Here is a 19,974-nt window from a genome sequence, read left to right on the forward strand (position 1 = left end):
GACTGTCACTAATAGGTCGAAGGCTTATCCAAAAGAAACGGAGAGCTGGTTGCAAAAGCGGCGTGAAGATGTTATAATCGGTATACAGTTTTGAAGGTATCTGCTTTCAAAAAGATGATCCTCGATAGCTCAATGGTAGAGTACTCGGCTGTTAACCGAGTTGTTGTAGGTTCGAGCCCTACTCGGGGAGTTTTCCTTATTTTAGGATATTTTCCTGATTCGGGACATATAATAAATAGAAGGCTCCATGGTCAAGCGGTTAAGACATCGCCCTTTCACGGCGGTAACACGGGTTCAAATCCCGTTGGAGTCATTATATGGCGCAGTAGCCAAGTGGTAAGGCAATGGTCTGCAACACCAGTATGCGCCGGTTCAAATCCGGCCTGCGCCTCTCAAATCCTTGAAACGCTGATGTTTCGAGGATTTTTTTCTATATAAAGAAATATACCAATAAGCCGGCACGATTCAGTAACAGATTGTGTGGATTCAGGCTTTGATGGAGTAGATAGAGGAGGAGAAGAATTTGGAGAACGGGCAGGATATAAGCGCAGAGATTGGCTTTCAGGAAGAGATATACCGTCGGTTTGGAGAGAGTAAATTAAAACCGGAACAATATTCTGCATTGGGACTTGCGTATATCGGAGATGCGGTTTATGATCTAATCATTCGTACATTGGTGCTTCGTCGGGGCAATTACAGTGTTAAGACATTTCACAAAATGACCAGCAGTATTGTCAAAGCGGAGGCACAGGCACGTCTTGTAGAGTCGATTGAGCCGGATCTGACCGAGGAGGAGAACCGGATCTTTCATCACGGACGCAATGCCAAATCAGGAACCTCTGCCAAGAATGCGTCGATCATTGATTACCGGATTGCGACAGGATTTGAGGCGCTGATAGGTTATCTCTATCTGAAGGAGCAGCTTGGGAGGGCGATTGAACTAATTGCACTCGGACTGGAGCGGACCGGACAGTACGATAACAAATAGACCGGTCAGGCAGTAAACGATTAGTTAATTTCAAAATTAAGAGATTAAAGAGACTAAGAGCGTAACATATTATGCGGAAAGGACAATGTTATGAGATACGAAGAGCTTACAATAGAAGGAAGAAATGCAGTGCTGGAGGCGTTCCGTGCCGGCAAGACGATTGATAAGGTATTCCTGTTGGATGGATGTCAGGATGGACCGATCCGCACGATTTTGCGCGAAGCAAAGAAGGCAGACACGATTGTTAATTTCGTGAAAAAGGAACGTCTGGATCAGATGTCCGAGACAGGGAAGCATCAGGGCGTGATCGCATATGCAGCAGCGTACGAATACGGTACTGTTGATGAGATGCTTGAGAATGCAGCTGCAAAGGGCGAGGCACCTTTTTTGATTCTTTTGGATAATATTGAGGATCCCCATAATCTGGGTTCTATTATCCGTACTGCTAATCAGGTGGGAGCACATGGTGTAATCATACCGAAGCGTCGGGCTGTTGGGTTGACGGCTACCGTGGCAAAGGCGTCCGCAGGCGCGATCAACTACACGCCGGTAGCGAAGGTTACGAATCTGGTGAGAACCATGGAGGAACTTAAGGAAAAGGGCATGTGGTTTGTGTGTGGAGATATGGATGGAGAATCCATGTATTCACTCGATCTGACCGGACCGATGGGGGTCGTGATTGGAAATGAAGGTGATGGTGTCAGCCGTCTCGTCAAGGAGAATTGCGATTTTGTTGCCAGCGTTCCGATGTTTGGCGATATTGATTCGCTGAACGCATCCGTGGCGATGGGAGTACTGTCTTATGAGATTGTCCGTCAGAGACTGGCAAAGCAAAAATAAATTATCAGGGATTACGCTGGAGGAAGGAAAATGGCAGAAAATATGGAAGCATTGCCGGAGGAAGTCCTGATTCAGAGGGCACAGGCGCAGGATTACGATGCGATGGATGCGTTGATGCAGAGATATAAGGGAATTGTGCGAAAACGAGCGCGATCCTTGTTTATTATTGGCGGTGATCAGGACGATCTGATGCAGGAGGGCATGATCGGTCTGTTCAAAGCAATTCAGGATTATGACAAGAGCAAGGAAGCCGTATTTTCTACCTTTGCGGAGCTTTGCATCAGCAGACAGCTTTATTCCGCAGTGAAGTCCTCGAACCGCAAGAAAAATATTCCGCTCAACACCTATGTGTCCATCTACTCGCCGGTGTATTCGGAGCAGGGGGAGGAGACAGAAGGCAGTTTTATGGTGGATCATTCGCTGGAAGCGGCGGAGCTTAGCCCTGAGGAGATTTTGATCGATCGGGAGAATGTCTGCAGTCTCAGATGCAAGATCGAGGAATGCTTAAGTGCCATGGAGAAGCAGGTATTTGACCTGTATATGGAAGGCATGACGTATCAGGAGATCGCAAGGCATTTGGATAAGGAGCCAAAATCGATCGATAATGCCCTGCAGCGCATTAAGTCGAAGGTGAATAAGGCTTTAAACAAATAGCCCTATTAGTCTGTCCAGAAGAAAGTTTTGTCCAGAAGATCACCTAAAAGAATAATTTCCTCATCGGTGATACAGCTTAACAGCAGCTGGTCAAGCCGGTACTGCGCATTGACCTTGCGCATATTACAGGAGGTAAGGATTGTATTGGCAAGGGTGAGAAAGCCCTTTGTGGCATCTTCGCGGTTGTAGGGGGCAAGCGTTTCCTGCAGCTTTTGATCATATTTGACAGAGAATGTGTACTGAATCAGAAGAAGGAGATCGGAACGTTGAATATTCCGGACTCTTGTCTTCTGTTTTTTTAATTCTGCGGAAATGATCTTTGTAGCGTGTTTGACGGTAAGATCTGCGGAAAGCTGTGGATATCTGCTTTGCAGGTGACGAGTGATCCAATCCGGGCAGCGATCCGTGCTGTCAAGTGGCTGAAGACTTGCAAAGGCACGCTGATAAAGCATTTGCTGCTCCTTCTGAATGGACATAGAGAGCAGCTCGGAAATATATTTCTCATTTTCCCATTGAATTTCTTCGCCAAGAAAATCCTGAAGCTCGGCATACATTTCGTTATTGCGGGTCGGCTCATGCGATTTGCCGTTATGATAAAGCTGCGCCAGAAGGCTCGAGATCCGGGCTTTTGGTGCATAGGCGATCGCATAGTAATTCTGTGCCGTTCTTAAGTCATCCGGAGCAATATCGTTATTTTTGCGGCGCGGCACATTTTTCAGATAACGGCGGATGTGATCCTTCTCCGTTTCGTTGGCAAACAGCGGATTCGTCTCCTGCTCGGTCTGTTTCCAGCGGCTGTAGGAGGAGCGTTCCAAAAGGAGCATAAGATCCTGTTCAGTCTGCTTCTGGTAATACTGAAATGCCTCGTTGAGCAGGGAAACGTAGTAACTGTAAACGGTCATGCTGTAGCCCTTGAACAGCTCGGCGTTATGACACATCCATACAAGAAATTCCCTCACGGAAAGGGACTTTTTGGTGGCATAGGATTTCTGCAGCAGATCGGTTCGCGCGGTCTGAAGCGGACGCAGCTCCTGATCGGTATGTGTTTCAAAGAAATCAACCATGAAGCGGTAGGTCTCCGGATCCTGTCCGTTTTCCAGGCAATACATACAGAGCATTTCCTCATAATCATTTACCTGCAGGTTCCACTGGGAAAGTCCGTGCAGCAGGTAATCCTCGGTTTCATCAAGGCTGAAATGCAGATTCAGGGCGAGCTCAAGGATCTGGCGGCGGTGCGGGACGGCATACCCGCCAATACCAAACCAGCGCTGAATGGTCTGCCGGGACGCGAGCTTAAATGGTTTCACCTGACGGTAGAAATTCAGATAGGCTTCCTGACGCAGCTCGTCGGAAATATCGGTGGTAGCCGTATCGGCTGGGTTTTGACCGGATCGCTCAGAAACATTATCCGGATCTGTGATCGTATGCTGTTTAGAGCCCGTGACGTGTGCAGGGCGCCACTTTCGGATCAGAAAGAGATCTGTTCTTTGATAATGCTGGTTATGCAATTGTGTCAAAATGTCTTCGCTGCTGTTGATCACATAATGCTTCATGGGAAAATCCTTTCTAAATACCATCCAGATCGCCGTCAAAGTCGTTTTTCGGGGAAGCCGGTTTTGCCGTTTTCTTCGGGGCGGTGTTTGACTTTTTCGGAGCGGTAGTCGCCTTGGAAGAGGAGCCGCCGGAGTTTTTCGCGGAACCGGAACTGTTGCCGGAGCCGGACTTCTTCGAGGTAGTCGCTTTGGAAGAGGAGCCGCCGGAGTTTTTGCCGGAGTTGCCGGAGCCGGACTTCTTCGAGGTTGTCGCCTTGGAAGAGGAGCCGCCGGAGTTTTTGCCAGAGCCGGAATTGCCGGTTTTTTTGCCGGAGTTGCCGGAATTATTACCGGAGCTGGAGTTGCCCGGTTGGTTTGCCGGCGTGTTGGAACTGTCTGGATCATCCGGAGCATTTGCCGGTGTGTCGGTGCTGTCGGCGTCGGCGTCAGCCGGATTGTCCGAAGAATGCAGATCTGCGTCCGGTTCGGCGGAAGTGCTGTTTATAGCCGGTGTTATTGAGCTTGCCGGTGCGTGTGGGATTTGATCCTTTACTGTAGATCTGTGCTGCAGGATGCCCCAGATGCTTCCGGATAATATCAATAATACCGCAACAACGGCGCCGATAATGATCTGCTTTTTCCTTCTTGATTTCTTATGAGAAATGGAAAGTTCCATATCTTCAAGCAGCTTCTCCGTGAAGTTTGCTTCGCCGTTTTCGACCTTGCCGCCTTGGATGGTTGTATTATTTAGTATATTGGCAAGGGTGGACGGTTTGGCGGCATAGAGTGCCGTGTAAAATTCTGACATTGATTGAAAACGTTTCTCCGGTCGTACGGCAAGACCCTTCATGATGCAGGACATTGCCTGAGGCGTGAGACGGACGCCGTCGATCCGTTCCAGAGGAAGCTGCTTGTCCTCGATCAGACGCGATACAGAATCGTCCGGAACGATTCCTGTGATCATGTAATACATTGTGGCACAAATGCCGTACACATCGGTCCAGGGTCCCTGTTTGCCGCCTGCACTGCATTGCTCGATCGGAGCAAAACCACGTTTGAAAATAATCGTATATTCGTCACCCTGCGCGTTCTGCGACAGACGGGCGGCACCAAAGTCGATCAGCTTGAGTCTGCCATCCTCAGTCAGAAGAATATTGTCAGCGCTGATATCGCGGTGCAGAATGCCCTTTTCGTGAATTTTGATCAGACTCTGCAAAAGCGGTTTGATCAGAATAAGCATTTTGTCCCCACGGATACGACCATGCTCGCGCACATAATCCTTGATACTTGTGCCGTCCACGTAATCCATGATGATGCAGGGAGTTTCCTTATACCAGAAGAAATCTCTGGCGGAGGCGATGCCCTCCAGCTCATAGAGTCCGGCGGCAATTTTGGCTTCCTTCACAGCCTCGTCCATGCTGGCGCCGGTGTGCTTATGAAATGCCTTGATCGCCACCGGAATATCCAGAGAATGATCCATTGCCTTATAGGTCGTGGCAAAGCCACCACTTCCGATTTCTGCCAGAATTTCGTAGCGGTCCATGATTATTTCGTTTTTGTCAAAGCTGTTTATCGTGCTGCTCATTATTTATGCTCCGTTTGTTTTTGCTGGTTATTCATCGATCAGTATTGTTTTCTCATTCGAATAAAAGCTTCTCTGAGAAACAGGTTTCTTGTCGTAAGTTCTCAGCTTTACGGAAATCGTTGCGTTCCGGAAGCTGTAATGCAGTTTGAAAATACCTTTTTGCTGCTTGATATTATTGTTTTTCAGACGCAATAATACATATCTGCCCACATTTTTGCGGATGTAAACGTCAACATATTTTCCCTGATATTTATTCAAACGAATCTGCAGGAAACGTTGCCCGTCCACGGTTTTATGCTTTGTGAGCGAATATTTCGGCGCCATAAGACGTGGGGAAACCGTCTGGACCTTTGAGGCGGAGCCACGTACGGTCTGTCCGTTTTTCAGGACATATGGTACTGCCTTATAGCGGTATTTTGTGCCCACTGACACTTTTCTGTCAAGGTAAGTGGTTGTGCGGGCTGTGATCATTGCAATCCGTTTGTAGCCGGTTTTATTGGTGCTGCGGTATAACAGGAATCCATCGCGGTCAGCAGAATTCTTCCAGGTGATCCGGACACTTCCGGAACGATCTGCGGACGCTTTGATCGTCATCTGTTTTGGGGCATTAAGTGTATTACCGTCATCCGTGGCAGATGGAGCTTGTGGCGTGGCAGATAATGTATGAACCGGTGTTTCGGTCGGTGTCGTTGTCAGTATCGGCAGCCACGTCGGAGTGGTTGTTGGTTCTGCCGGAGACTTTGTTATGTTCGGCGCAGCCGTCGGAGTTTCTGTTGGTGCCGGTGTCAGGATTGGATCCGGAATCGGAATCGGTGTTTTGGTTGGCTTTGCTGTTTTGATCGGCAGTGTCGGTGATGGTGTGAACCGTGGTCCCGTCGTAGGCTGTCCGGTAGGGCTCACAGATGGAGTCAGAGACGGAACAGCAGTCGGGGTCACGGATGGAACCGCCGTGGTCGGAGCAGGAGTCAGAGACGGAACAGCCGTCGGGGTGACAGTAGGAGCCGTTGTGGTCGGAGCGGGAGTCAGGGACGGAACGGAGGTAATTACCGGAGGATAAGAGGCAGCCGGGTTCTTTGAGTAATCAATAACAGGTCCGACCTGATCCAGCATTTTCCAGTTAAGCAACGGATCATAGTCTTCTGTCTGACCGACGTAGCTATTTAAACAGCGCAGAAGATCCGGATAAGAATTGACTGCGGAGGAGCCAATATTTGTGGTGGTTTCCTGACCGAGCAACTGGCTTTGGGTGATTTTATAACAGTTTGTCTTATTAAGTTGACCAAAAGTCTCTCCATCGAGATCCAAATTGTCCTGCGTCCAATAGGTATACTGTATGTTTATTGTTGTATATAAATCATATCTGCCAACAAGAGAACCATATGCACCGGAATCTGAAGTTGAAACAGATGCAGAGGTTACGATTTTCGATGCAGAATAACAATTATTTATGGTCAGGGACAGGACTGTATTTTTTGACATATTCGCGCACGACAGAAGTCCAACTGATCCACCGACATATGCATTATCCGCTTTGAGTGCAGATGAGGACGTAATTGCGTTGTTTGTGATATGGTTGTAAAAACCACTGGTAGCAGGAGAAAAAACACTACTGATGATAGGAATGACAGCACCGACTAAACCTCCGGCTGCTTTGTCAGAGGAAAAACTTTTTGTAAAATATTGAAAGGCTGGAATTTTTTGTGTTTCTGATGTGGAAATAATTGATACAGTGCCTGTATTAATGCTATTTCGGATATTAAATGTATCTGTATTTCCGATGAAGCCTCCGGCGTATAAGGTTCCGGATATACTGCCGTTATTTTGGCAGTTCCAGATGATGAGTGAGACATTGCGACTTGTGTAATCAGGGGTGGTAAAGACATTACACAAGCCAATCATACCACCGACGCATAAGCCAGATATATTTCCGATATTAACACTGTTTTTGAGTTGGATGAGTACATATGAATCACCTATGGTTGGATATTCCGCCTGTCCGACAAATCCGCCGGCGATGCAGGCTGAGTGAATTGTTGTTTTATTGATACAGGAATCGAAAAATACATAGCGCGCGGTACCGCAAATACCGCCAATTTGTGCAATATTCTGTGCGTCTGTGACGGTACCTTGCGATGTACAGTTATAAAAATAGGAGTCACCCTTCGAAAGATATCCGGTGATCATTCCGAAAGAAACTCTCGGAAGAAAAGATAATTCAGTTTTAACTGCACTATCAATGTAGACGCTTGCTGAAACATAAATGGAAATAAACTGGATTCTCCGATAACAGCTTCCGGTTATGATACCGGAGTTTGGAACATTTTTGCAGGTAAAATGTGCATTGACCACGGAGCAGGATGTAATTTTATGTAAGGGGGAGTAGAGCAATGACTCGTTATCATTCTTCGGGGATCGTGCAGCAAGCACACCGATGGAATCATAGTTTCCGGCAGAAAGACCGGTATCAGAGACTGACAGAAATGCCCCATCGATCACAAGATTTGAGATGGAATCACCGACAGCGGCGAAAAGACCGGCACCGTCGGCAGCAGGGGAGTTTGTGCTCGACGTTCCGGCGGCTGCATCACAGATATTCCAGAGTCCGGTGATGCGATGCCCCTGTCCGTCAAAGGGCTGCAGAAACGGATGCTCGGCAGAACCAATCGGATTCCAGCCCTCTCCCTCAAAGGTAAAATCTGTTTTCTGATCGCCTGTTGCGCCCTTGTAGAAGCAGCGATTCGTTTCATCGTAGCGGGCAAGACATTCTCCGGAGGAATGTCTGTAAATAAAAGTAGTTTCTGTATAGGAATCATATTTGAAATCATAGTCAGACAGCGCAATATCATTGGCAAGCTCAATGGTTTCCTTGTTGAAGCTTCGTCCCTCCTCCAGATACTTGTCCAGATACACCAGATCGTCGCGGGTATATAAGAAAATAAACGAAAAGCCTTTCTTTTGGGCGTCTGTCATGTTGTAATACTCGGTCATCGAGCAAGAAGTTGCTGCCAGTGCAGATGGCGCAGGCAGATAGATAAGAAAACTGCCAAGCATCAGGCAGATACTCAAGATCACAGATATGTATTTATAATAGGATTTCTTCATGAAACAAGTCCCCCCCGTTGGTGCAGATACGCATATATTTTCAATATAAATTCGTGTATATGATGCAAGAAGTCGTCCGCGGCATCAGTCGGAGGCAAAATATAATTGCCCCAATATCATGTATATTATGCATGATTTATGTCGGATTTGCAACAAAATAGGGGCGATGGAGGCGTGGAAAAATAAGATTAATATGTAAACAGGAAAAAATGGGCGGAATATATCCGTGGAAAAAAGGAAGGGGGGTGCGAAGATGGTGTTTATGTGAAAAAAGGTTGAATAGAGTGAAAAAATCACATTCAAATGCTAAAAAAGTGCTAAAAGATGCATAAATATGTTGGCAAAAGTGAAAAAATGCACATAATATAATTATATTACAGGAAGGAGAGCGTGTTTATGCTGATTCGATTCAATGTAAAAAACTTTTTGTCTTTTTCTGCAAATGCAGAGGGAAGATCCGAGGAATTTTCCATGATTGCGGGGAAAGTACGCAGTAAGAAAGAACATGTTTATGATAATGGAAAGATTAAACTGTTGAAGCTGGCAGCAGTATATGGTGCGAATGCTTCCGGAAAATCTAATTTGGTAAAGGCATTAGACTTTATGAAGCAAACTGTTATCAAGGGGCTTCCGGATGGATATAGCAATAAATACTGCAAATCCAATGAGTCCAACAGAGATATTCCAAGCTATTTTGAAATTGAATTGAAGTTAGGCGAGAAGTATTATGCGTACGGCTTTGAAGTGCTTTTAAATCAGGGAGAGTTTCAATCAGAATGGCTGGTTGAATTAACCTCGGACAACAAGGAAAAAACGATTTTTACCAGAGATATTAAACAGGGCGTATATGAATTAGGAAATGATCTTAGTACGAAAGAACTCGGACAGAAGATGAACAACTATGCGGAGGATATTCAGGATGATGGTTCTACTTTATTTCTGACGGTTATGAATCATAATAAGAAAAATCTGTATCTGAATTATAAAGGTGCATCCATATTGCAGGATGTATATTTGTGGCTGAAAAAAGGACTTGATATTAATTATCCGGACAGACCAATTTCAAATTATTCATACATGGCAAGCATGGAAAACGTCGATGAGATCTGCGATATGATCGCTGCCTTTGGCACGGGAATCACGGATTACAAATTGGTGGAAATACCGGTGGAAAATGTGTTGGCACATATACCTAATGAAGCTCAAACGCAGATGCTGAAGAGAATGGAACGGTATTATTCAGCAGTTCAAAATATGATAGATCATAAAATATCAGAAGATAATAATATCCCGGAAAATACCGGAATTATCATGCGAAGCAACCGGGACTTCTTTATTTTGCAAATAAAAGGTCAGAAACTTGTGTGCCAAACGATACAGTTTGAACACAATAAAAATAATATACTTTTCGAATTATCCGAAGAATCTGACGGAACAGTAAGAATTTTGGATCTGCTGGAAATATTATTATCCGATGAAGGAAAGACGTATGTTGTTGATGAACTGGATCGTTGTCTGCATCCGAGTTTGACTTACAAATTTATTGAGACATATTTGAAATTGGCAGCGAAAAAGAATCTGCAATTGATCGTGACCACACATGAGTCCAGATTGTTGGACTTTGATCTGCTTCGACGGGATGAGATATGGTTTATTGATAAGCAGAACACAGGTGAGAGTGATATATATTCTTTGGAGGAATATAATACAAGATTCGACCAGAAAATTGATAAAGCTTATCTGGAAGGACGTTATGGAGGAGTACCGGTATTTAACACGATATACAGAACATGAATTGCGCAAGTTATTGCCGGGTTATCGGAAAAGCAAATACAATACAGAGGTGTTGATGGAGCACATTGACAGAGCCATTATTAATGAGAAGAAATTCTGTGAGAATATAGAATGTCTGGATAATGAACTTGGTTCTAATATTGGTACATTAATTGAAGAATTGAAAAAATAAAGGAAAGCCCAGCTAATTAGTCAATATATGAACTGATCAGCTGGGCTTTTGTCCTGCTTACTCCCGGATTCGTACCACCTTGGCCCGTGAATAGAAGCTTCCCTTCGTCCGTTTCTTTTGCTTATAAGTGCGGATGCGGATGGACAGGGTCGCTTTCCGGAAGCTGTACTGCAGCCGGAAAGTTTGTTTCTGCTGGCGGATATTATTGTTTTTCAGGCGCAGACGCAGATATTTGCCGCGGTTGTTGCGGATGTAAATGTCCGCATATTTCCCCTGATATTTGCGGAGCCGGATCTGGAGAAATCGTCTGCCGGATGCTGTCCGGTGGCGGCTCACGCGAAAGGTCGGTGCCATCAGGCGGGCAGTTGCCTTACGGATGACGGTGGTATTGCCGTAGATGGTCTGTCCGTTTTTCAGGATATATGGAATTGCCTTATAGTGGTAGGTCTTGCCGGCGGTCACCTTCTTATCGGTAAATGATTTCCGGGAAGAGGAGATGGTTGCAACCGGCTGATAGATACCGGAGGCTTTCGGACTGCGGTAAAGAACGAATCCAATCCAGACAGAGGAAAGCTTCCAGGTGATCCGGATGCCGCCGGAACGGTGTGGTGCTGCGCTTAGGCTCATCTGATCCGAAGGTGTGCCGGTCTGTATGGAATCTGGGACAGAGGAGACGGAAGGGGAGGCCGGAGTATTTGTTTGCTTCCCAGAGGATGGAACCGGAGAAGCTGGGGAGGCAGAGGGACTGTTGCCCGTCGGAGAGGGATCAGGAACCGGAGAGGAAGAATCGGTTGGCAATCCAGTTGTTGAAGGAGCCGGTGAGAAAGCAACTGCCGGTGTCCCGGTTGTTGCCGGAGAGGAAGAGGTGGTTGGAGTGTCGGTTGCCGATGGAGAGGAGGAGACGATTGGAGCGCCGGATGGCGATGGAGCAACAGAGCCGGCCGGCGTGCCGGTAGCGGAAGGCACTGGTGAGGTCGTCTTTTCCGGGGCGAAGGAAACTATTGGCGGCTCGGTCGGCAGCGTATAATCGTCAATGACTAACATCGGTTCCTCTGACTCAGACTGCTTACTGATCCATTGCGTCTGATCATAACGAAAGCCGGAATTGATATAGCCGTTCAGACAGTAAAGCAATGCTGTTGTTTGCGTGAGCAGATCAGAGCCGATATTCTTCTCTGTTTCTGTGCCAAGCAACTGTTTTCCGGAAATATTTTCTACGGCATTAAGGGTCAGCTTGCCGCTCTGCGTTCCGAAACAGGTACTATTTATATCGGCACTTTCCGGGTCAGACTGCACGGCATAACAGTATTCCAGCGTGGCAGTTGTCACGGTGCAATCGCCGATCAGACTTCCGGAGACCGGAGTAAAGCCGGAGCTGCTTGTCGATGAGAGTGCGTTGATGGAGGATGCCTGATAGCAATTCTGCACATTCAGGGTCAGCCAAAGATCCTGAACAGCACTGTATTTTGTTGTGATAAGACCGATCAGCCCACCGGCATCGGCATTATCCGGCGTTAGTGTGGCAGAGGTATGGTTGGCGCAGTTAAATATCGTACAGATCGGGTCATAATAGGAAGCTGCTTTGCGACCGATCGGAATGCAGGCACCGATAAGTCCGCCGACGCTTCTTTCTGCTGCGAGCATCAGCGTTTCATAATGGGAAGCCGGATAGGAACTGATCTTTGCCAGAGTGGTCGAGGACACCGTTCCGTAATTCTCACTGTTCGTGATCACAAATGCATCGCATACCCCGGTAAGACCGCCGCCAATATATGCGGAAGTAATGGCACCACGGTTGCGGCAGTAGCTGATATTTGTGCCGGTGCGACCGCCGCACTCATAACGTGCCGGAAGATAGCTGCCCCCAAAACCGCTGATTCCGCCGGCACACACGCCGGAAATGTCGCCGAGATTATCACAGTAACGAAAATAACATTCATGCGCTCCTACAACATGCTCAATATACCCGGCAATACCGCCGGCGACTCCTGCGGTGCGAACCGTTGTCTGATTGACGCAATGCTCAAAACGGTCCTGCTGGCACGTTCCGCAAATGCCGCCGATCACCGCCATCCCACTCGCATCCGTTGCCAACCCGGAAGAAGCGCAGTTCGTAAACGTCGATTTATAGAGGGTATTGGAATAACCAAGCACCATACCGAAACGAAGCCCGGCGGTAAACGAATCTGCCGAAGAGGATGAGCAGTCGATATATGCTCCGGTATCGGCGACAGCAATCGAATCAAATGCTGTCGGAGAAAGACTCTGCCCGATCAGAACGCCGGAATTAGGCACGTTACTGCAGGAAAAGTGAGTGCTTTGGACATAACAGGAACGGATGGTAGTCGTAATATTTCCGGATGAATCGGAAGAGATTTTGGGAATGCGGGCAGCAAGGGCACCGATCGAATCATAACCGTCTCCCTCAACACCATCCTCCAGCCGGGAATTGCTGACGGAGAGAAATGTACCCTCCATGCGAAGATTAGAAATCGTGCCCGTCACTGCCGCAAAAAGACCGGCGCCATCCGCTGCAGGCGATCCGGTGGTAGAAATGCCCTGCGCTGCATCGCAGATATTCCAGAGTCCGTAAATAATATGTCCATTGCCATTCAAAGTCTGTGTAAAAGGATGCCTGACGGAGCCAATCGGATTCCAGCCGTCCCCCTTCATCGGAGCCTCACAGACGGTGTCACCGGTTCCCTCGTAAAACTGCTGCGTCGTTTCATCATAATGCGCAAGACATTTGCGGGTATTTTGATCATAGATCCAGGTCGTATTGGAATTCTTCTTATATTCAAAGCGATAATCAGACAGGTAAATATTATTGGCAAGATCAAAGGTCTCGTTGGTAAAATTGCGTCCCTCCTCCAGATAGCGATCCAGGCAGACCAGATCCTCACGATTGTACAGAAGGATCCGGTCAGAGCCTGACTTCTCCGCCTCCGGCAGCTTATAAAACTGCCGCATCGAATAGGACGGACCGTTCGCGTGCGCTGCCGAAGGCAGCCATGGGAGCAGAGCCGTGGTCAGCAGGCAGATGCTCAAACAGATAGATATGTATTTTAAAGAAATCTTTTTCATTATCATGTTCTCCTTGGTTCGTGTCAGTGTTTGGCAGGGAAAGCCGGTAGCCGGCAAATTGTATGTAAACATACATTGCTGTCTACTTTGTATTTTAATGATGCCACGGATTGCTCCATTGCTGTCTACTTTTGCCCCTTGCATCATTATGCATTACCTTTCGGAGTTTTGCAATACGATGACAGATTATGACATCGCGACAAAAAATAAAAAAATATCGGACAGATGGGTGGTAGAATGATCATGTAGATAGGGATAGGAAAAATGCAAGGGAAAAGACAGCGGAGAATGACACCTTACAACGACATGGCGATTTGCTAAAATATTAGTTAAAGGCGGTGGAAAATAATGGAAAGAAAACAGGAGAGAACACCTGTGTATGCCGGTGTATATGAGGAGATTGCAGAGATCATCGGCGAAGAGCGAATCGGGGAATTCTACGAACGCTTCAAAGGGCAGCAGTTTGTATTTCCGATGAAGCTTTACTCCAAGGAATATGTCGTTCAGGAGATTAAACGCCTTCAGGGCAAGCAAAAGATCTCCGACATTGCGAAAAAGTTTGGTTATAGCGAGCGATACGTGCGAAAGATGCTCGCCGAGTCAAACCGTTGTGAGGAAATATGCATGGGAGAAGAAAGTTCATGAAATAAATGAACGGTCAGCACACAGGGAGGCGAGGTGTGAAATGAAAAGTACCGATCGGGGTGGGAGCCGAAAGGGATCGAAAGAAACGGAGAGCACAATGACATGGAAGGAGAAGGCGGCGCTGAAACGGCTGGAACGTAAGATCAGGAACGGACACGGCGAGGTGTCGCCGGAGGTGCTGATGGAGTATGCGGAGAGAGTGACGAAGGAGTAAGAATGAATGACATATTATGTTGTTCCAAATAGGTGCGCCAATAATGTTTTATTGTGATTGTTGTGGTCTATGTTGCATGAATCTATCTAAATCTGAAATTTATTCAGATTTAGATAGAGGAGATGGCATTTGTAAATATTTTGATATGGATTCAAAGTTATGTACTATTTATGAAGAACGTCCAGAAAAATGTAATGTAGATAAAATGTATAATAATTTTTTTAGATATAAAATGACAATTGAAGAATACTATCGACTTAATTATAAAGCTTGTAATGAGCTGAAAAACAAGGAGGCATAGAAATGTACTTAGCATTATTAAATGAACGTGAAAAATCTGTATTTTTGGGGATGGCATACAATTTGGCATCTATTGATGGAGATTACAGTGACGCTGAAAAAATTATGATTAATGGGTATTGTCAAGAATTGCAATGCCAATTTGATGAAAATAATATGATAAAGCCTATGGAATCATTGACTCAGTATATCAAAGTGAATAGCAGCGAAAAGGTAAAAAAGATTTTTATTTTTGAACTTGTCGGTTTAGCCATGACAGACGGAAATTACGATAGTGATGAAAGAATGCTTATAAATCAAATGCTCAAAGAATATAATCTGAATCCAAGTTTTGCGGATAAGTGTGAAAATATATTGAATGAGTACATCGGATTTCAGAAAAGAATTAATGACTTAGTTCTTGAGTAAAGGAGGTACGGAAGTGTTTGATTTCTTCAAAAAACATAAAACAAAATCAACGGAAGTGGCTCTTAAACATGATGAAGAGGATGATTCAAAAAGCAAGATTGGTGTTGGAATAGCTCTGGGTTCCTCAATAAGAAGTTCAGCTGCTCAAGCAAATGTAAAGTATAGCAGACCTGACTATAATCCACAAACCAGAAAACAGTTTTATGATAATGGCAGTGCTCATAAGAAAGCCATTGATGATGCTTTTGCAAGCGGAAATACGGTTAGAGATCCATATTCGGGAACGGAGTTATTAAAGAAACAAAGGGATGCAAAAATGCAGTATGGTGAAGATTGGCAAAGCCATGCGGCTGAAGCCGATCATATAGATCCGCTTAGTCAAATAGCAAAAAGGACGAAAAAAAATCCGTTTTTAACGACTGATGATGTACGTGAAATTGGTAATAGTGATGACAATTTTCAAGTGCTGTCCAGAAAGCTAAATCAAGGAAGTAAAGGCGTTGGAAAAGGTGGTAGCACACAGCAGGAGTGGGCTGACGATGCTGCAAGAATGGAGGGCTTGGCAGATAATATTGAAACTGGCGAGTCTATTGATGGCGTTAGCAAACGAATTAAAGATACTGGAAGAATTGCTGAAAAAAGAAATAATCGTAGAGCCTTTAAAAAAAGTGTTAAGAATGCAGTAGAAACTGCAAATGAAGCAGGAAAAGCTGGGGCGAAGAATGCAGGAACTACAGCTTTAACAATGTCTGGAATTATGAATGTGGTTTCAGTTATTAAAGGTGAGAAAAGTGGTGAAGATGCTATTGTAGACACAGTTAAAGATGGGGGACAAGCTGCAGTAACGGGTTATGCAATAGGGGGAGGTATGACGGTTGTTTCTCAAACATTATCATATTCGTCTTCAGAATTTGTTCAAGCATTAGCAAAAAATAATGTGCCGGGAAAGATAATAACAGCGGCTATGGTTACAGGCGATACGTTAAAAAAATGGGGAGAAGGAGAGATTACTACACAGGAGTGTCTTATCCAGTTAGGGGATAAAGGTCTGAACATGGCGACGATGGGGTATTCTATGGCTGTTGGACAGACACTGATTCCAATTCCTATAGTAGGAGGTGCGGTAGGTGCTTTGGTAGGATCTATGCTTACAAGCAATCTATATAATAACTTGATTAATGATTTACAAACCAAGCAATTTGAGCATGAGGAAAGAATGCGTATTATTGAAGAATGCAATGCAGCAGCAGAACAGGCAAGGGCTTTTCGGGCTGAGTTAGAATCCTATTTGGATTCATATTTCCAAGAATATAGAACTTGCTTTGATTCGGTGTTGTCTTCTATGAGATTGGCATATGAAACGGGCGATGCAGATGGTGTTGTTGCTGGAGCAAATGATATTACTCGAAAACTTGGTGGTGAGGTTCAGTTTGAAACAGTTAGTGAATTTAAGGATTTTTTGGATAGTGACGAAGATTTTATTTTGTAGGGAGGTGGATGTATGCCTATTCCATTTTTATTAGCGGGATTAGGAGTTGCCGCAGGAGTAATTGGTGCCGGAGGACATTTAAGTGCAAAAGAAACGAATGAGCGTGCCGAGAGGGTGTCGCAGGACGCTCAAGAGTTATATAATAATGCAAAACAGACATTAGAGGCAGCGCAAAATAAAACAGAGAAAGCTCTTGTAAAGCTGGGATATGATAAAAAGAGAGTTCTTGATACTTCAATGAAGCAGTTTCTCCCAACATTCGAAAAAGTAAAACATATTCAACTGAGTGAGTCTGTTGGGATACACGAAATAGCTAAATTTACAATTGATCAGCAGGATGTTATTGAAGTTAGAGAGATGACAGATGTTTATTCGTCATGTTTTGCCAGTAGTGCTACGGGTGTTGCAGCAGGAGCTGCAGTTGCTTTAGCTGCCAGTGGTGCTTTACCAATTATAACAGGGGAATTGTCTCTGGCGGGATCTGCATTAGCGGCAGGTGAAATTAGTGCTGCAGTAGGATTTGCAGGATCGGCCCTATCATTTGGAGCGGCAATGACTCCATTAGCTGCAGTTGCTGCACCAGTTATGTTGTTTACAGGTATATCAGCGAGTATGAAAGCCGATGAAAATCTTGAAAAAGCCAATACTATGTATGCAGAAGCAGAGGTTGCTGTAGAAAAAATGAAAATTTCTGAAACACTCTGTGAGGCTATAACTGAAAAGTCAGAAATGTTTGATGATCTCTTAGAAAACTTAAACACAATGTTTGCAGAGTGTACAGGTTTATTAACAGCTGTGGTAAGGAAGAGGGAAGGAAGAATCTTTAAGAAAAAACTCACTAAAGAGAATTTTTCTGAAGATGAATTGGAATTAATAACGGTAACGAGTGCATTAGCCAAGGCAGTTAAATCAGTTATTGATACACCAATTCTTTCAAAAGATGGTAATATCTCATATGATGCTGAGAATGTCTATGATCAAATGGTTGAAGGATTAGACGATTGGAGTAAGGATACTCAAAAAGTTAAGGCTATCAATTATAACGTAAAACCAATAGTGGTTAAAGAAAAAAATATATCATATACCTCGAAACATACAGGAAATACTACTGGTGGAATAAGTGTGATGAGTGGTGCGCGCAAAGTATTTGCATTTATTATAGGGATTTTTTTTGCCTCGGCTTTTGCAGAAGGAATCGCATCAATCGTAACCGGTGATGTAAATAAGTTTCTATTCCTGGATTCATTTACCGCCAATAAAATCGCAATATGGTTGTTGCTTTGTACTTCTGCAATTATGTTGATAGGAAAGTTTAAAAGTACAATAGTAGAAAAAATGTGTGGTTGGGGTTCAGGATTATCTGTATTTATTCTGTATGCACAATATTGTAGAAGTGTGGAACAGGTGAATCATTATATAATTTTCTCTGTTATTGTTTGCATAGTATGCGCAATGTTAACTGAATTTTTTGATGATAAAAAACAAAAATGGAATTGCGGACATTACTTTTCTTGTATATTTATGGTGATGATGCTGTGGCCGATAGGATTCCTAATATATGCGTTTTTTAGCAAATTTATTGGCTTTTCAGAAAGTTCATGCCTGATAGTAACTTCGGTAATTTTCTTTATTATTTCAGTTTTGGGAATAGGTGATTTGTTGGATGATGAATAAAGCATAGAAAATGCAAGACATGCGATGTAAAGATTTTATAGATTTATGAATAATAACAAAAGATATTTTTAGAGAATACAACAGGAGGTTACGACAATGAATGTTCGGATAAAAGTTTTTGCTAATGAAAATCAGCTTACACAGGTTCGGGGCGTCAATGTGGGAGATTTAGACATTGCTTCTGTACAGAATAAAACATTAGCTGAGATAAAATAGTGGTATGCTGTGATGAAATTGATCAATTGTTAAAGGCAGATGCGCAGGCACCGAAATTATCGCAGGAGAGAAGACGTTATTTGATGTTTCTCAAGGAGGTTCTTGAGTGTATGAAACCAACACTTTAAGTGCAGAGCTTGTAGAAAATAGTTTATAATTTGTTTTGTCGAATGAGGGCGGCTTAAAGAGTTGTCCTCGTTTGCTTTATTAGTCGTAACCAATATGGATCTTATTATGTCGTAGAAAATGTCACGGATATTTCGGGAAAAATTAAGCATTTAATGTCGGAATACGCTGAAAAAGAATACTCAAATACCTCCTGTAGACAAGTCACACTGCCGTTTTCACTTTGGAATCTGTCGTTATATACATGGCAATTTCGCGATAATGCATGCTGTGACACGGCAATTGTCTGGATCGTGTTGAAGTTCCCATGGAAGCATGATAATCTTTGCTTAAAATAAAACAAGAAAGAGCCGGCGTTGATTTGCAGGACGGATGATGGTATGATATAAGATATCAATACTGGATTTTAAGTGGTCTTTCGGACAGAGGACAGATGATCACGCATGTGAAGCGTTGCATGAAAACAAGAGAAGGATTTGTTCCTCTAGATGACGGGGAGGATATCTATTTTGTCAATACAGTGGTCAGGGATGACTCGGATAAATCCGAACTGCTTCAACTGTTTTTGCGAAAAGATGTGTTTGAAGAGACAAAATTCCCGGAATTAAGCAAAGCAGTAAAATATTTCAAAGAGACAGAAGGAGGTTTTGGAGAAATGTGCAAAACGGTAGAGGATTATGCTGAGGAACGTGAAAAAACAGCACGTGAAGAGGAAAGGAAGAATGCAATTCGCAAAATGCTGGGAAGTGGATTATCCAGAGAAATGATTCTTTCTATGAATTATTCCGAGAAAGAATTGAAAGCGGTTGAGAAGGAACTGTCATAATGGACGTAAGATATCGTAAAAGAGGGATAATGCAGACTGTTGATGTACTAAGAATAGTGTGTTGACAGTCTTTTATGTTGGTACTTTATGATTATATTCACATGAAGCTGCTAAGTATTTTAACGATTTTGAACATCCTCTGTAGACCAATATGGATAACCTTGAATATTTTTGTAGATAATCATATAATAGTAAAAAATTCAAGATTATCATGTTAAAATAATTCATAGCAGAGATTATATTTTTAAGAATTTTGAGATAAAATCACATTCGTTGCAGGTTCACAGAGTAATTTTAATTTCATGACAGAAGTGCCAGAAATAGC

Annotated in this window: 15 protein-coding genes and 3 tRNA genes; 14 read left to right on the top strand and 4 right to left on the bottom strand. The window is 44.2% G+C overall.

The genetic code is table 11. The annotated features are described in order from the left end of the window. The first annotated feature begins 118 nt into the window (after positions 1 to 118). From ACZLMD_RS11170 to ACZLMD_RS11195, 6 genes are all read left to right on the top strand, one after another. Positions 119 to 190: transfer RNA gene (locus ACZLMD_RS11170), tRNA-Asn, on the top strand. A gap of 51 nt (positions 191 to 241) precedes the next feature. Next, positions 242 to 313 (top strand) — tRNA-Glu (locus ACZLMD_RS11175). A 6-nt stretch (positions 314 to 319) separates the two neighbouring features. Further along, a tRNA-Cys gene (locus ACZLMD_RS11180) sits at positions 320 to 391 on the top strand. Between the two features lie 132 nt (positions 392 to 523). Further along, complete coding sequence (locus ACZLMD_RS11185) at positions 524 to 988, top strand: Mini-ribonuclease 3 (protein WP_482522075.1); 465 nt, start codon at positions 524 to 526, stop codon at positions 986 to 988. A 90-nt stretch (positions 989 to 1,078) separates the two neighbouring features. Further along, the gene (rlmB, locus tag ACZLMD_RS11190; RefSeq protein WP_022306496.1) at positions 1,079 to 1,828 is read left to right on the top strand and encodes a 23S rRNA (guanosine(2251)-2'-O)-methyltransferase RlmB; all 750 of its coding nucleotides are present in this window, start codon (positions 1,079 to 1,081) and stop codon (positions 1,826 to 1,828) included. Positions 1,829 to 1,858: 30 nt separating this feature from the next. Next, positions 1,859 to 2,482 carry an RNA polymerase factor sigma-70 gene (locus tag ACZLMD_RS11195; protein WP_489495702.1) on the top strand — a complete coding sequence of 208 codons (624 nt, stop codon included), beginning with the start codon at positions 1,859 to 1,861 and terminating at the stop codon, positions 2,480 to 2,482. Between the two features lie 5 nt (positions 2,483 to 2,487). Here ACZLMD_RS11195 and ACZLMD_RS11200 read toward each other — a convergent pair whose 3' ends face one another. The 3 genes from ACZLMD_RS11200 to ACZLMD_RS11210 are packed head-to-tail and all read right to left on the bottom strand — an operon-like array spanning position 2,488 to position 8,701. Beyond that, a complete protein-coding gene (locus ACZLMD_RS11200) occupies positions 2,488 to 4,035 on the bottom strand; it encodes a hypothetical protein (RefSeq protein ID WP_489495703.1) in 1,548 nt (515 codons plus the stop codon). 13 nt (positions 4,036 to 4,048) lie between these two features. Then, the gene (locus tag ACZLMD_RS11205; RefSeq protein ID WP_489495704.1) at positions 4,049 to 5,599 is read right to left on the bottom strand and encodes a serine/threonine protein kinase; all 1,551 of its coding nucleotides are present in this window, start codon (positions 5,597 to 5,599) and stop codon (positions 4,049 to 4,051) included. Positions 5,600 to 5,626: 27 nt separating this feature from the next. Continuing rightward, the gene (locus ACZLMD_RS11210; protein ID WP_489495705.1) at positions 5,627 to 8,701 is read right to left on the bottom strand and encodes a hypothetical protein; all 3,075 of its coding nucleotides are present in this window, start codon (positions 8,699 to 8,701) and stop codon (positions 5,627 to 5,629) included. Positions 8,702 to 9,097: 396 nt separating this feature from the next. Here ACZLMD_RS11210 and ACZLMD_RS11215 point away from each other — a divergent pair, with 396 nt between their 5' ends. Both ACZLMD_RS11215 and ACZLMD_RS11220 read left to right on the top strand, forming a co-directional pair. Next, positions 9,098 to 10,495, top strand: a complete 1,398-nt coding sequence (locus tag ACZLMD_RS11215) for an AAA family ATPase (RefSeq protein ID WP_489495706.1) — start codon at positions 9,098 to 9,100, stop codon at positions 10,493 to 10,495. A 1-nt stretch (position 10,496) separates the two neighbouring features. After that, positions 10,497 to 10,667, top strand: coding sequence for a hypothetical protein (locus tag ACZLMD_RS11220; protein WP_489495707.1), 171 nt, complete (start codon positions 10,497 to 10,499; stop codon positions 10,665 to 10,667). Between the two features lie 57 nt (positions 10,668 to 10,724). On the opposite strand, the gene ACZLMD_RS11225 is transcribed toward ACZLMD_RS11220, so the two are convergent. Then, entirely contained in the window at positions 10,725 to 13,751 is a 3,027-nt protein-coding gene (locus ACZLMD_RS11225) for a hypothetical protein (protein ID WP_489495708.1), read from the bottom strand. A gap of 348 nt (positions 13,752 to 14,099) precedes the next feature. Between ACZLMD_RS11225 and ACZLMD_RS11230 the strand changes: the two genes are divergently transcribed. From ACZLMD_RS11230 to ACZLMD_RS11255, 6 genes are all read left to right on the top strand, one after another. Then, on the top strand, positions 14,100 to 14,396 hold the full coding sequence (locus ACZLMD_RS11230; protein ID WP_022305055.1) for a hypothetical protein: 297 nt from the start codon (positions 14,100 to 14,102) through the stop codon (positions 14,394 to 14,396). Between the two features lie 40 nt (positions 14,397 to 14,436). Next, positions 14,437 to 14,610 carry a hypothetical protein gene (locus ACZLMD_RS11235; RefSeq protein WP_455057331.1) on the top strand — a complete coding sequence of 58 codons (174 nt, stop codon included), beginning with the start codon at positions 14,437 to 14,439 and terminating at the stop codon, positions 14,608 to 14,610. A 303-nt stretch (positions 14,611 to 14,913) separates the two neighbouring features. Next, positions 14,914 to 15,318 carry a hypothetical protein gene (locus ACZLMD_RS11240; protein ID WP_484107700.1) on the top strand — a complete coding sequence of 135 codons (405 nt, stop codon included), beginning with the start codon at positions 14,914 to 14,916 and terminating at the stop codon, positions 15,316 to 15,318. 13 nt (positions 15,319 to 15,331) lie between these two features. Next, positions 15,332 to 16,807, top strand: a complete 1,476-nt coding sequence (locus ACZLMD_RS11245) for a hypothetical protein (RefSeq protein WP_484107699.1) — start codon at positions 15,332 to 15,334, stop codon at positions 16,805 to 16,807. A 12-nt stretch (positions 16,808 to 16,819) separates the two neighbouring features. Continuing rightward, positions 16,820 to 18,481, top strand: coding sequence for a hypothetical protein (locus tag ACZLMD_RS11250; RefSeq protein ID WP_484107698.1), 1,662 nt, complete (start codon positions 16,820 to 16,822; stop codon positions 18,479 to 18,481). Between the two features lie 799 nt (positions 18,482 to 19,280). Next, positions 19,281 to 19,649, top strand: coding sequence for a hypothetical protein (locus tag ACZLMD_RS11255; RefSeq protein ID WP_489495709.1), 369 nt, complete (start codon positions 19,281 to 19,283; stop codon positions 19,647 to 19,649). Positions 19,650 to 19,974 lie beyond the last annotated feature (325 nt).

This window comes from Jutongia sp. (genome assembly GCF_057878315.1).